This window comes from Actinoplanes sp. NPDC051388 (assembly GCF_055586225.1).
On the sequence record NZ_JBVJIP010000024.1, the window covers coordinates 99,102 to 112,267 of the forward strand.

Here is a 13,166-nt window from a genome sequence, read left to right on the forward strand (position 1 = left end):
GCCACCAGGCAGCACCACGCCCCCCGTGCTCCTCCCCCCCCCCCCCCCCCCCCCCCCCCCCCCCCCCCCCCCCCCCCCCCCCGCCCCCCCCGGGCCGGGGCGTCGGCGTCTCATCGCAGGCCGGCTTCATAGAGCAGGCGCTCGATCAGCTCGTCGGCGTCGGGTGACAGCCCGCGGGCGGTGAACCAGTTGGCCACGTTCCGCACGTCGCGGGCGATGAAGTCGGCGCCCGCCGGGTTGGCGATCACGTCGACGATCTGCGGCAGGTCGATCAGCACCAGCCGGCCGTCGTGCACCATCGTGTTGTACGGCGACAGGTCACCATGCGCCACCTGCGCCCGCGCCATCACCGACAGCGCGTCCACCATCTGCCGCCACAGGTCGTCCAGGTCGGCCGTGTCGGCCCGCACCTGCGCGAGCCGGGGCGCCGCCTCGCCGGTCTCCCAGTCGCCGATGAACTCGAGCACCAGCTCGGTGCCGATCAGCTGCACCGGGTAGGGCACCCGGATCAGCCCGCTCTCCTGACCGACCTGCCACAGATGGGAGAGCGCGCCGAACTCGGCCGCCGCCCACTGCCCGGCGATCAGCTCCTTGCCGAAGGACGTGCGGTTGGTCATCGCCCGCATCTCGCGGGAACGCCGCACGCGGCGCCCTTCGAGATATCCCGCGTCGCGGTGGAAGAGACGGTGCTGGCCGTCCCGGTAGCGCTTCGCGGCCAGCAGGCTGGTCTGGCCGGTCTCGGGCAGCCAGCGCCGCACCAGGAAGACGTCGGCTTCCTTGCCGGTCTTGAGCATGCCCAGCTCGGCGTCGACCGCACCCAGCTCGGTGCGGATCCAGTCGGGGCGGGGTTCGGGCCCGTGCAGGGCGCCGTCCCAGGTGGACCAGCGGTCGCCCTCAGGGGGCAGGTCGGGGTCCTCTTTCAGCATCGGCTCGAGGCGGCCGCGCTTCAGGAAGTCGGAATCGTCGTCGTCGAACTTCAGCTTTCCGCGACGCTTGGTCGTGGAACCGTACGAATCGTGCTCGCGCACTTGAGGGTCTCCTCGGAGAAGAAGGTTTTACGGGGAACGAAGACACGGCGCATGACAAAGACGGCCATGGGTTCACACCCCCTCTTCTCTCGATTCGGACCTTGCACGAGCCACCTTGCCGCCCCCTCGCGAGGCGCGCAAGCGAATTAAATCAGCGCAGGAACCAGCGCTGCACGTCCTCGCCGAAGGGCGTCACGAACACGAGCGTGGCCATCGCGCAGAGCACCGACGCGATCAGCAGCACCCCGGACAGCCGCCGCTGCAGCCGCAGGTCGGTGAGCGTCGCCAGCGCGACCCCGGTCACCCCGAGCAGCACGCCGAGCCCGGGCCCGAGCAGCGTCGCGGTCGCGATGAAGGGAAACAACCACGCCAGCACGGCGGGCGCCACGGTGGCCGGGGCCACCAGCGCTTCGTGCTGCCCGGCCATCCCCTCGGCGTACGCGTAGAGCGGCGCCAGCCCACCGAGGAGCAGACCCAGGAAGGTCAGCTGGGCGCCGGCGACCACTCGCCCCCAGACCCGGAGCCCTCGAGAAGCCCCCGCCACCGCACCAACGCTCATGACCGGGAGGGTAACGACGCCTCACAAGGCGTCAGCAGGGAACGGGCGCGACGTCCGGTCCGGGGTCAGGGGTTCAGCTCTTCAGCGGGGTCGGCTCCGAGCACTCGGCGAACATCAGTCCGGGGCCGACGATCGGGCCGGTGCAGATTTCGGTCGTGATGATCTTCTGGCCGAAGTTGTCCGCCCGGGCATCGGTGACCACTTCCACCCGGCCGTCGGTGCGGGCGGTGTAGGTGATCGGAATCGGGTCGCCTTCGGTGGACGGCCGGGTCACTTCAAGCCGGGCCGGCCGCTTCTCCTGCGCGGCGTCGGCCAGGCAGCGCCCGGCCTCGACGGGAAAGTCACCGCCCTGCGGCACATCGAACGCCCCGCAGTCCGTCACCGCGACAATGCTGGGCGCGGCGGCAGGCGTAGGCCCGGCGGAGACATCGGCTTTCCCGGGTTTGCGCGGCGTGGGATCGGAGCTGCCACAAGCGGAGAGCGCGAGGCAAACCACGACCAGACCCAACATCAGCTTCACGAGGGCTTCGACGCCCCGCGCGAACGCGGCGTTCCCCCCGCGACCTCGAGAATTTGATCTTCAAAGAAGTGCGGCCCGCCCTCCCAGGAAACGGAGAGCGGGCCCGGAAACAAGAGAATCAGCTGTGCAGCATCTTCCGCAGGACGTATTGGAGGATGCCGCCGTGGCGGTAGTAGTCCGCCTCGCCGGGAGTGTCGATCCGGACGTCGGCGTCGAACTCCACGCCGGTGTCCGTGCGGACCTTCACCGTGGACGGGATGCCGCCGTCGTTGAGCTCGGTGACGCCGGTGATGGTGAACGTCTCGCTGCCGGACAGCTCCAGCGTCTCCGCGCTCGTCTTGGGCGGGAACTGCAGCGGCAGCACGCCCATGCCGATCAGGTTGGAGCGGTGGATGCGCTCGTAGGACTCGGCGATGACCGCCTTGACGCCGAGCAGCATCGTGCCCTTCGCCGCCCAGTCGCGGGACGAGCCGGAGCCGTACTCCTTGCCGGCCAGGATGACCAGCGGCACGCCCGCCTCCTGGTAGGCCACCGAGGCGTCGTAGATGGTGCTCTGCTCGCCGGTCAGGTGATTGACCGTGAAGCCGCCCTCGACGCCCGGCACCAGCTGGTTGCGCAGCCGGATGTTGGCGAAGGTGCCGCGGATCATCACCTCGTGGTTGCCGCGCCGCGAGCCGTAGCTGTTGAAGTCGCGACGCTCGACGCCGTGCTCGGCCAGGTATTTCCCCGCCGGGGAGTCGGGCTTGATCGAGCTGGCCGGCGAGATGTGGTCGGTGGTCACCGAGTCACCCAGCTTGGCCAGCACCCGCGCGCCGGAGAAGTCCACCACCGGCGTGGGCTCCGCCGACATGCCCTCGAAGTAGGGGGGCTTGCGCACGTAGGTCGAGTCTTCGGCCCAGGCGAACGTGTCGCCGGTCGGGGTCGGCAGCGACTGCCACTGCTCGTCGCCCGCGAACACGTCCTGGTAGGCCGCCGAGAACCCGGTCGCGCCGATCGCCGAGGCGATGACGTCGTCGATCTCCTTGGCGCTGGGCCAGATGTCGGCGAGGTGCACCGGCTGCCCGTCCGACCCGATGCCGAGCGGCTCCGTGGTGATGTCCAGGTCCATCGTGCCGGCCAGCGCGTAGGCCACCACCAGCGGCGGCGAGGCCAGGTAGTTCATCTTGACGTCCGGGTTGATCCGGCCCTCGAAGTTGCGGTTGCCGGAGAGCACGCTGACCGCGGTGAGGTCGGCCTCGTTGACCGCCGCCGAGACGGCCTCGGGCAGCGGGCCGGAGTTGCCGATGCAGGTGGTGCAGCCGTAGCCCACCAGGTTGAAGCCGAGCTTGTCCAGATAGGGCGTGAGGCCGGCCCGGTCGTAGTAGTCCATGACCACCTTGGACCCCGGCGCCAGGGTCGTCTTGACCCACGGCTTGCGGTTGAGCCCGCGCTCGACGGCGTTCTTGGCGAGCAGCGCCGCACCGATCATGACCTGCGGGTTCGAGGTGTTCGTGCAGGACGTGATGGCGGCGATCACCACCGCGCCGTGGTCCAGCTCGAACTCGGTGCCGTCGTCGCCGACCACGCGGGTGGGCTTGGACGGGCGGCCGTCGGCGCCGTTCGCGGCGGAGAACACGTGTGGCTTGTCCGAGTCGTCGGAGACACCGTTGGCCGGCGGGTCGCTGGCCGGGAACGACTCCTCCGAAGCCTCGTCGGCGGGGCCGGTGGCGGAGACGTAGTTGGCCAGGGCGTCGCGGAACATCTGCTTGGCTCTGTTGAGCGGCACCCGGTCCTGCGGACGCTTCGGGCCGGCCAGGGACGGCACGATGGTGCCCAGGTCGAGCTCGAGCCGCTCGGAGTAGTCCGGCTCGGCGTCCGGGTCGTGCCACAGGCCCTGGCGCTTGGCGTAGGCCTCGACCAGCGCGACCTGCTCGTCGGAGCGGCCGGTGAGCTGCAGGTACTTGATGGTCTCCTGGTCGATCGGGAAGATCGCCGCGGTCGAGCCGTACTCCGGCGACATGTTGCCGATCGTCGCCCGGTTGGCCAGCGGCACCGCCGAAACACCGGGGCCGTAGAACTCGACGAACTTGCTGACCACACCGTGCTCGCGCAGCATCTCGGTGATCGTCAGCACCAGGTCGGTGGCGGTGGTGCCGGCCGGCATCTCGCCGGACAGCTTGAAGCCGACCACCCGCGGGATCAGCATGCTGACCGGCTGGCCCAGCATGGCCGCCTCGGCCTCGATGCCGCCCACGCCCCAGCCGAGCACGCCCAGGCCGTTGACCATCGTGGTGTGCGAGTCGGTGCCGACCAGCGTGTCGGGATAGGCCTGCCCGTTCCGCTCCATGATCGTGCGGGCCAGGTATTCGATGTTGACCTGGTGCACGATGCCGGTGCCGGGCGGCACGACCTTGAACTCGTTGAACGCGGTCTGACCCCAGCGCAGGAACTGGTAGCGCTCGCGGTTGCGCTGGTATTCGAGCTCGACGTTGCGCTGGAAGGCGTCCTCGCGGCCGAACAGGTCGGCGATCACCGAGTGGTCGATGACCAGCTCGGCGGGGGCGAGGGGGTTCACCTTGGTGGCGTCGCCGCCCAGGTCGCGCACGGCCTCGCGCATGGTGGCCAGGTCGACCACACAGGGCACGCCGGTGAAGTCCTGCATCAGCACCCGGGCCGGGGTGAACTGGATCTCCACGCTCGGGTCGGCGGAGGAATCCCAGCTCCCCAGCGCGCGGATGTGGTCGGCGGTGATGTTCGCGCCGTCCTCGGTCCGCAGCAGGTTCTCCAGCAGGATCTTCAAGGAGTAGGGCAGACGCTCGTGGCCCTCCACCTTGTCGATCGTGAAAATCTCGTAGCTCGCGTCACCGACGCTCAGCTCACTCTTCGCACCAAAGGTGTCCAGGCTGGCCACGTCAACTCCTTCCCACGCCCCGAAGTCTTTCGCACCGGTTGCGAAGGCGATTCGGTTAGGTTCGCCTTACTCGCCATGCCCGCCGCGACCAGTAAACCGTACGTCCGTCTTGTATAAGTCTGCAAGGCGGGAGGTTTGGCTGGACACCATGTGGGAACATCGCGTTCCGTGAAGGCGATCACGGATCTGGAGCACCTCACCGATTTCTTCGATCGGTACGGGTCGGCTCTGACCAGGGGCGATGTCGCCGCGGTGGCGAACTGTTATGCATTACCCGGCATGGTGGTCGCCGACACGTACAGTTTCACCTTCGCTTCTCCGGCGGCTGTCGCGCTGTCCTTTCTCGGCGCCGCGCCGGCCTACCGCGAGCAGCAGATCGTCGCGGCGCACGCGCAGATCCTCGACGTGCAGCGGCTCAGCGACGCGCTCGCCATGGTCGCGGTGGAGTGGGAGTACCTGGACAGCGCGGGCAACGCGGTGCCCGGCGAGAGCTATCGCTACCTGGTCCGGGCCGACGCCAGCGGGCCCCGCATAACGACGGTGATCTCAACTCACTGAGGCTCTCCGAAATCGACTGAGCTGCCAAAGCGGCTTCGCCGCACTGCGAGTGGAAGAAGTGGAGCTGCCAAAGCGGCTTCGCCGCACTGCGAGTGGAAGAAGTGGAGCTGCCAAAGCGGCTTCGCCGCACTGCGAGTGGAAGAAGTGGTCCCAGTGCCATAGTGGCCGGGTGACCACGTTAGAGATCACCCCCGTCGCCACGTCCGAGCGTCTGCGCAGCCCGCGCTGGCTGGTCGTGCACTATCGGCGCGAGGACGCGGCCTACGGCGAGTGGGCGTTGCACGCGTGGGGTGACATCGCTCCGGGCGAGATGACCGGTTTCCCGGGCGGCCACCCTTTTGCCGGTGAGGACGCCTGGGGCCGGTTCGCCTGGGTGCGCCTCGCGGACGATGCGCGTGAGGTCGGCTTTCTCGTGGTCGATCGCACCGGCGCCAAGGACGTGCCGGTCGATCGGCGCATCGATCCCGGAGTGAGTCCGGAGATCTGGCTGACCGCCGGCGAAGAGGACATTTCGACCACGCCGCCGGCGGCGCCGCAGGACCCGGACGATGTGGTGATCCACTACCGCCGGCCGGGTGGGGACTACTCCGGGTGGGGCCTGCACGCCTGGGAGGGCACTTTCGCCAAACCCCACTGGAGTACGCCGCTGAGCCCGGTCACGTTCGACGAGTTCGGTGCGGTGTTCCGGGTGCCGGTGCGCCCCGACGCGACCGGGCTGCGCTTCGTGCTGCACCGCGACGACGTCAAGGACCTGCCCGACGACCAGCGCCTCGACCTGTCGGTGAGCCGCGAGATCTGGCTGCTGGCCGGGCAGCGGGCGCCGGTCCGCCCCGACCTCGGCACGCTCGGCCCCGAGCTCGACCCGGCCCGCGCGCTCGCGGTGTTCCTCGACCGCACCACGATCGCCCTGCCCGCCGAGCTGACCGCCGGAGCGACCGGCTTCGCGCTGGTCGCCGCACCGGCCGGGGACCTGCGCCGGGCGGGCGACGAGCTGACCGGCGAGCACACCACGCTGCCGCTGACCCCGCGCCCGGGCGGGCTGTTCCAGGCGCAGAGCCGCCGCTTCCCGCACCTGCGGGCCTACCACGCGTTCTCGGTCCGCGAGCTGGGCGACGCCGCGCTGGGTTACCTGTTGCGCGGCCAGGTGCTGGTCGCCGGGCGCGACACCGACGGCCGGCTCGCCGTGCTGACCGGGGTGCAGCTGCCCGGCGTGCTGGACGACCTCTATGCCGACGCCCGCGAGGCCGAGCTGGGCCCGGTGATCGACGGCGAGGACCGCCCGGCCCTCTCGGTGTGGGCGCCGACCGCCCGCACGGTGCTGCTCGAGCTGTTCAAGACCCCGTCGGCCGAGCCCAAGCTGCTGCCGATGGACCGCGACGCGGTGACCGGCGTGTGGTCGATCACCGGCAAGCGCAAGTGGCTGGGGCGCTACTACCGCTTCCGGGTCGAGGTGTTCCACCCGGCGGCGCAGCGGGTCGTGACGACGAGCGTGACCGACCCGTACTCGTTGGCTCTGGCCGTCGACTCGACCCACAGTCTGCTGGTCGATCTGGCCGACCCCGCGCTGGCCCCGCCGGGCTGGGACGCGCTGCGCAAGCCGGCCGCGGTGCCGCCGGCCCGCATGCAGATCGCCGAGACGTCGGTCCGCGAGTTCTCCATCTTCGACGCGACGGTCCCAGCGGCGCAGCGCGGCACCTACGGCGCGTTCACCGCGGACTCGGCGGGCATGCGGCACCTGCGTTCACTGGCCGACGCCGGGCTCACCCACCTGCATCTGCTGCCCGCGTTCGACTTCTCCACCGTGCCGGACCGCCGCGCCGACCAGGCCGTGCCCGCGTGCGACCTGGCCGCGCTGCCGCCGGACTCGCCCGAGCAGCAGCGCGCGGTGCTGGCGGTGGCCGACCGCGACGGCTGGAACTGGGGCTACGACCCGTGGCACTACACCGCGCCGGAGGGCAGCTTCGCCGAGCAGCCGGAGGGCGCGGCCCGGATCCGGGAGTTCCGGTCGATGGTGGCCGCGCTCAACGCCGCCGGGCTGCGCGTGGTGATGGACGTGGTCTACAACCACACGATGGCCGACGGCCTGCACCCGGTGAGCGTGCTCGACCGCATCGTGCCCGGTTATTACCACCGGCTGCTCGCCGACGGCACTGTCGCCGAGTCCACCTGCTGCTCCAACACCGCGCCCGAGCACCTGATGATGGGCCGTCTCGTGGTCGACTCGGTCGTCACCTGGGCCCGCGACCACAAGGTGGACGCCTTCCGCTTCGACCTGATGGGCCACCACCCCAGGGCCAACATCCAGGAGGTACGGGTCGCGCTCGACCACCTGGAACCCGAGGTGGAGGGGGTGTCCGGCAAGGACGTCTACCTCTACGGCGAGGGCTGGAACTTCGGCGAGGTGGCCGGCGACGCCCGGTTCGCGCAGGCCACCCAGGTGAACATGGCCGGCACCGGGATCGGCACGTTCAACGACCGGATGCGGGACGCGGCCCGGGGCGGCAGCGCGCACGGCGGTCAGGCCCAGCGGGGCTTCGCGTCGGGGCTGGGCTCGGACACGCCGCTGCGGCTGCACGACGCGATCAAGGTGGGGCTGGCGGGCGGGCTGGCGGCGTACCGGTTCGTGACGCACACCGGGCAGGAGCACAGCGGCGCGCAGATCGACTACCACGGCTCACCGAGCGGCTACGCGGCCGCGCCCGGCGAGACGGTGAACTATGTGGACGCCCACGACAACGAGATCCTCTTCGACGCGCTGGCCTTCAAGCTTCCGCGGGAGACGCCCGCCGCGGACCGTGCGCGCATGCAGATCCTCGCGCTGTCGCTGGTGGTGCTGAGCCAGGGCGTCGGTTTTCTGGCGCTGGGCAGCGAGCGGCTGCGGTCCAAGTCGCTCGACCGCAACTCGTTCGACTCGGGGGACTGGTTCAACCAGATCCGCTGGGATCCGGCGCAGGGCAACGGTTTCGGCCTCGGCCTGCCGCCCGCGCCGGACAACGAGGGCGCCTGGGAGCCGGCCCGCCCGCTGCTCGGCGACCCGATGCTGGTGCCGCCGCCCGAGGTGATCGCGATGACCGCCGAGCGTTATCGGGAACTGCTCCGGATCCGCCGCTCGTCGCCGGTGTTCGGCCTGCCCACCGCCGAGGAGGTGCAGCGTCGCGTGACCTTCCCGCCGGGCGGCCCGGCGGAGACGCCCGGGGTGATCGTGATGTGCCTGGACTCGACCGGGCTGGACGAGCGCTGGGCGCGGCTGGTGGTGGTCTTCAACGCCACCGACGCGGCGGTGACCGAGGCGGTGCCGGCCGGAGAGTTGCGCCTGCACCCGGAGCTGACCGCCTCGGCGGATCCGTTGCTGCGCACGGCGACGGCCGCGGACGGCACGGTCACGGTTCCGGGCCGCAGCGTGGCGGTGTTCGTCGCCGACCTCTGATCACGGGCGGGCGACGGCGGTCTCGCTCGGATCGGTCAGCGTCACACCGCACACGCTACGGGCTCGACCGGGGCCGCTAGAGTCCCGGCCGTGATGCGAAAGCTCCTGATCCCCGCCGCCGTGCTCGTGCTCGCTCTGACCGGCTGCACCGGTGACGACGAACCGGCGCCCGTGACCTCGACCGTGGCCGGGTCGCCGCCGCCGTGGACCGAGCCGGCGAACTACGGGTTCGTCGTCGACCGCAAGTGCGGCGACGGCGCCTCGCTGGGCAAATATCGGGTCACGGTCGAGGGTGGCGAGGTGACCGCCACCGAGCGGGTCGACGGGAGGACCGCCGAGGGCGAGGAGGAGATCGAGGTGCCCACGCTCGGCGGCATGCTCGAGGAGGCGCAGACCGCGATCGACGACGGCGCCGACGCCACCACCAAGCACGACGGCGCCGACGGCCACCCCACCGAGGTCACGATCAACCGTGCGGGGGAGGAGACCGGCGACGCCGTCTGCTTCGTGATCAGCGACTATGCCCCGAAGGGCTAGCCGGGCAGCCGCGGGCCGGCCTCGCGCTGGGCGGCCAGCCACGTCTCCACCTCGTCGGAGGTGCGCGGCAGGCCGGCCGACAGGTTGCGGCAGCCGTCGGCGGTGACCAGCACGTCGTCCTCGATGCGCACGCCGATGCCGCGCAGCTCCTCGGGGACCAGGTCGTCCTCCGGCTGGAAATAGAGACCCGGCTCGACGGTCAGCACATAACCCTCGCCGAGCGGGCCGTTGCGGTATTTCTCCTTGCGCGCATAGGTGCAGTCGTGCACGTCGATGCCGAGCATGTGCCCGAAGCCGTGCAGCGTCCAGCGGCGGTAGACGGTGGACTCCGGGTCCATCGCCTCGTCCACGCTGACCGGCAGCAGACCCAGGTCGTGCAGGCCCTCGGCGAGCACCCGCATGCAGACCAGGTGCACGTCCTGGTGAATCACGCCGGGCTTGATGTGGTCCATGCCGGCCTGCTGTGACGCGTACACGATGTCGTAGACCTGTTTTTGCAGTGGGGTGAAGCTCCCCGAGACGGGCACCGTGCGGGTCACGTCGGCGGTGTAGAAGTTGTGGCCCTCGACGCCCATGTCCATCAGCAGCAGGTCGCCCGGCGTGGTCATGCCGGTGTTGCGCACCCAGTGCAGGATCGTCGCGTGCGCGCCGCCGCCGACGATCGACGTGTAACCCACGTCGTTGCCGTCGTGCCGCGCGCGCAGACCGAAGACGCCCTCGAGCAGCCGCTCCTTGACCGGCCGGTCGGCGGGCAGCACCCGCGCCACGTCCTCGAAGCCGCGGACGGTCGCGTCGATCGCGTCCTGCAGCTGCGCGATCTCCCACTCGTCCTTGACCAGCTTGAGCTCGGAGATCACCCGGGCCAGCTCGCGGTCGCGGCGCACCTGGGGATCGGGCTCGTAGGCCAGCACCGCGCGGTCGACCGCCGTGTCGAGCCCGCGCAGCACCCGGGTGCGGGCCGGAGCGCACTCGGCCAGCGCGCGGCCGAGCTCGGCATAGGGCGCCGTCTCCAGGCCCAGCTCGGTCGACTTCTCGCCGAGCGTGTGCCGGCGGCCCACCCACAGCTCGCCGTCGCGGCTGCGGAAGAACGCGTCGGTCTCCTTGGAGTTGCGCTCCCGCGTGTAGAGCACCGCGTCGTGGCCCGAGCCGCTCGGCCGCAGCACCAGCACGCTGTCCGGGTCGCGGTCGCCGGTCAGATAGACGTGGTCGCTGCCGGGACGGTAGTGGTAGTCCGTGTCGTTGGCGCGCACCTTTTCCGTGCCGCTGGGGATGATCAGCGTCTCGCCCGGGAAGGCGTCGGACAGCTCGGCGCGGCGCTTCGCGTAGTTGGGCACCTCGGCCAGCGGCGTCACGGCCAGCGCGTCGTCCCGCCAGCCGCCGCGCATGAACTGCAGGAAGGCCTCGGGGTAGTCGGGATCGTGCGACTCGGTCTTGATCTGCGCCTGCTGCTCGTCGGCCATGGGGGTCCTCCCGTCGTCGTCCACCACTGACCGTACCGTGCCGGCGGCGCCGATTCGCCCGGCAATCAGCCGGGCAGGGTGAGGCACGCCACCCGCTCTCCGGCGGTCCCGGCAAGCCCTTCTTCGGTACGCGTCCGCGAGGCGTGCACGATCAGCGAACGCGGCGGCGTCAGCTCGTCGAACGTCCACCGCTGCACCGCCGTGACGGTCGCCACGCCCAGCCGGTCCGCGGTGAAGTCCAGCCACACCTCGTTCGCCGGGTTCGCATATGAGGGGTCAGGCGACGCGGACACTCTCGGGTCCGTCTCGTGCTGATAGTGCGGGCCGGCCTGGGCCGGCGTGGCGGTGCACGGCTTGGTGTGCAGATGCGCGCCATAGGTGCGCCGCGGCAGCATCCCGGTCACCGCCAGCCGCACGGTGACGCCGTCCGCCACCCGGCCGAACGCCAGCTGCGCGGTCGCGCCCACCGGCACCAGCCGCGGGTCGTAGGTCACCGCGGTCGCGCTCGACGTGGCGAACGATCCCTCGGCCACCACCTCCGGCACCCCGATGTCGTCCGGCCCGAGGATCCCGCCGCCGTCACCCGGCGCCGCGCTGGTCTCCGGCGCGAACAGCGGCGGACCCGCGACCGGCGAGACCGGTGGCGACAACACCGGGTTCTCCAGGCCGGTGTCGATGCACCCGGCGAGCGGCGCGAGCAGCACGGGCAGCGTGGCGATCAGAAGGCGGCGCACCCCTGAATCATGCCAAACTCGGGCGTAAAGGACGAGCACCCGCGCGCGGCTGGCTTTCTCCGCCGCCGAAAGCAAGGCTGTGGAGGAGATGTCGCGCGCATTACCGGGAGGGTTCGGCATGGGCTACGCGGTGCTGCTCGGGGAGTCCCTGGTCGACCTGCTGGAGACCGAGGCCGGCGGCGAGCTGATCTATCGCCAGGCGATCGGCGGCGGCCCGCTGAACGTGGCGGTGGGGATCAGCCGGCTGGGCGGCGAGGCACAGTTCGGCGGCACGCTCGGCCAGGACATCCTGGGCGACCGCATCGCCCAGTTCCTGCGTAAGTCGGGCGTGGCGACCCGCCTCCTCAAGCGGGTGCCGGTGTCCACCACGCTCGCGGTGACCACCTTCGAGGGCGCCGAGCCGACCTTCACGTTCTACGGCGAGCCGCCGTCCTATGCGCTGCTCGAGCCCGCCGACCTGGACGTCGAGCTGCTGGCCGGGGCGGACGTGGTCTACACCGGCTCGATCGCCCTGCTGCGCGAGCCGTTCCAGACCGCCGCCCGGGCCGCCTGGCAGACCCCGGGGCCGCTGCGGGTGTTCGACCCCAACGTGCGGCCCACGCTGCTGCCCGGCGCGGGCGCGGTGGCCGCCATGCGTGACCTGGTCGAGGAGTTCTTCGCCACCGCCGACCTGGTCAAGCTGAGCCTGGCCGACGCCGAGGTGCTCTACGACGGCGCCACCGCCCCGGCCGCGGCCGAGCGCATCCTCAAACTGGGCGCCCGCGCGGTGGTCGTGACCTGCGGCTCCAAGGGAGCCTATGCGGCGGTGCCGGACGGCGGCACGATGCTGCCCGCGCCGTCGGTGGCCGCGGTGGACGCGACCGGCGCCGGTGACTCGGTGATGGCCGCGCTGATCCGCCGCCTGCTCGCCGACGGCATGCCGGACAACCTGGCCGGCTGGGAGCGCAACGTCCGCTTCGCACTCGCGGTGGCCGGCCTGGTCTGCGAACGTCGCGGCGGCGCGGTCGCGATGCCGACCACGGAGGAACTGGCCGCCCGCTGGGGCGCGCTGCTTTAGTCCAGGGCCTTTTCGATGAAGCGCTGACGGTCCAGCAGCACCCGCTCGACCCGCACGTCGGCCACCACGTCGTCGCCGTCGCGCACCGTCACCTCGAAGACCAGCTTGCGGCCGTCCACCTTGGCCAGCGTCGCGGTCGCGGTGACCGTGCGGCCCAGCGGGGTCGGCGCGCGGTGCTCGACCTCGGCGCGGGTGCCCACCGTGGTCACACCGCCGGGCATCTGCCGCGCGGTGGCCGCGACGGTCGCCGCCTCGGCCAGCGCGAGCACCCGCGGGGTGCCGAGCACCGGCACGTCGCCCGAGCCCAGGGCCTGCGCGGTGTCGGCGTCGGTCACGGTCAGCTCCAGCCTGGCGCTGAGCCCGACGGCGAACTCCGGGATCTCCATGGCGCTCAGT

General features: G+C 71.2%; 11 protein-coding genes. 4 read left to right on the top strand and 7 right to left on the bottom strand.

The window, feature by feature from the left end; translation table 11 throughout:
* Positions 1 to 110: 110 nt before the first annotated feature.
* From ACZ6TI_RS41960 to ACZ6TI_RS41975, 4 genes are all read right to left on the bottom strand, one after another.
* Complete coding sequence (locus tag ACZ6TI_RS41960; protein ID WP_465350858.1) at positions 111 to 1,028, bottom strand: serine protein kinase RIO; 918 nt, start codon at positions 1,026 to 1,028, stop codon at positions 111 to 113.
* A 151-nt stretch (positions 1,029 to 1,179) separates the two neighbouring features.
* Positions 1,180 to 1,587, bottom strand: coding sequence for a hypothetical protein (locus tag ACZ6TI_RS41965; RefSeq protein ID WP_465350859.1), 408 nt, complete (start codon positions 1,585 to 1,587; stop codon positions 1,180 to 1,182).
* 73 nt (positions 1,588 to 1,660) lie between these two features.
* Positions 1,661 to 2,098: a DUF4362 domain-containing protein gene (locus ACZ6TI_RS41970; protein ID WP_465350905.1), complete on the bottom strand. Its 438-nt coding sequence runs from the start codon at positions 2,096 to 2,098 to the stop codon at positions 1,661 to 1,663.
* 127 nt (positions 2,099 to 2,225) lie between these two features.
* Positions 2,226 to 4,997, bottom strand: a complete 2,772-nt coding sequence (locus ACZ6TI_RS41975; RefSeq protein ID WP_465350860.1) for an aconitate hydratase — start codon at positions 4,995 to 4,997, stop codon at positions 2,226 to 2,228.
* 168 nt (positions 4,998 to 5,165) lie between these two features.
* Here ACZ6TI_RS41975 and ACZ6TI_RS41980 point away from each other — a divergent pair, with 168 nt between their 5' ends.
* The 3 genes from ACZ6TI_RS41980 to ACZ6TI_RS41990 all read left to right on the top strand — a co-directional run bounded on the left by ACZ6TI_RS41980 (position 5,166) and on the right by ACZ6TI_RS41990 (position 9,519).
* Positions 5,166 to 5,555, top strand: coding sequence for a hypothetical protein (locus ACZ6TI_RS41980; RefSeq protein ID WP_465350861.1), 390 nt, complete (start codon positions 5,166 to 5,168; stop codon positions 5,553 to 5,555).
* Between the two features lie 169 nt (positions 5,556 to 5,724).
* The gene (pulA, locus tag ACZ6TI_RS41985) at positions 5,725 to 8,982 is read left to right on the top strand and encodes a pullulanase-type alpha-1,6-glucosidase (RefSeq protein ID WP_465350862.1); all 3,258 of its coding nucleotides are present in this window, start codon (positions 5,725 to 5,727) and stop codon (positions 8,980 to 8,982) included.
* 93 nt (positions 8,983 to 9,075) lie between these two features.
* Positions 9,076 to 9,519 (top strand): DUF6174 domain-containing protein, encoded by a 444-nt coding sequence (locus ACZ6TI_RS41990; protein ID WP_465350906.1) that lies wholly within the window; start codon positions 9,076 to 9,078, stop codon positions 9,517 to 9,519.
* On the opposite strand, the gene ACZ6TI_RS41995 is transcribed toward ACZ6TI_RS41990, so the two are convergent.
* Together ACZ6TI_RS41995 and ACZ6TI_RS42000 are read right to left on the bottom strand one after the other, a co-directional pair.
* A complete protein-coding gene (locus tag ACZ6TI_RS41995) occupies positions 9,516 to 10,979 on the bottom strand; it encodes an aminopeptidase P family protein (protein WP_465350863.1) in 1,464 nt (487 codons plus the stop codon). The genes ACZ6TI_RS41990 and ACZ6TI_RS41995 overlap by 4 nt on opposite strands.
* Before the next feature lie 65 nt (positions 10,980 to 11,044).
* Positions 11,045 to 11,713: a superoxide dismutase family protein gene (locus ACZ6TI_RS42000; protein WP_465350864.1), complete on the bottom strand. Its 669-nt coding sequence runs from the start codon at positions 11,711 to 11,713 to the stop codon at positions 11,045 to 11,047.
* Between the two features lie 118 nt (positions 11,714 to 11,831).
* On the opposite strand from ACZ6TI_RS42000, the gene ACZ6TI_RS42005 reads away from it, so the two are divergent.
* Positions 11,832 to 12,770: a carbohydrate kinase family protein gene (locus tag ACZ6TI_RS42005; RefSeq protein WP_465350865.1), complete on the top strand. Its 939-nt coding sequence runs from the start codon at positions 11,832 to 11,834 to the stop codon at positions 12,768 to 12,770.
* Here the strand turns inward: ACZ6TI_RS42005 and ACZ6TI_RS42010 are convergent.
* Complete coding sequence (locus ACZ6TI_RS42010) at positions 12,767 to 13,156, bottom strand: thioesterase family protein (RefSeq protein ID WP_465350866.1); 390 nt, start codon at positions 13,154 to 13,156, stop codon at positions 12,767 to 12,769. The genes ACZ6TI_RS42005 and ACZ6TI_RS42010 overlap by 4 nt on opposite strands.
* Positions 13,157 to 13,166 lie beyond the last annotated feature (10 nt).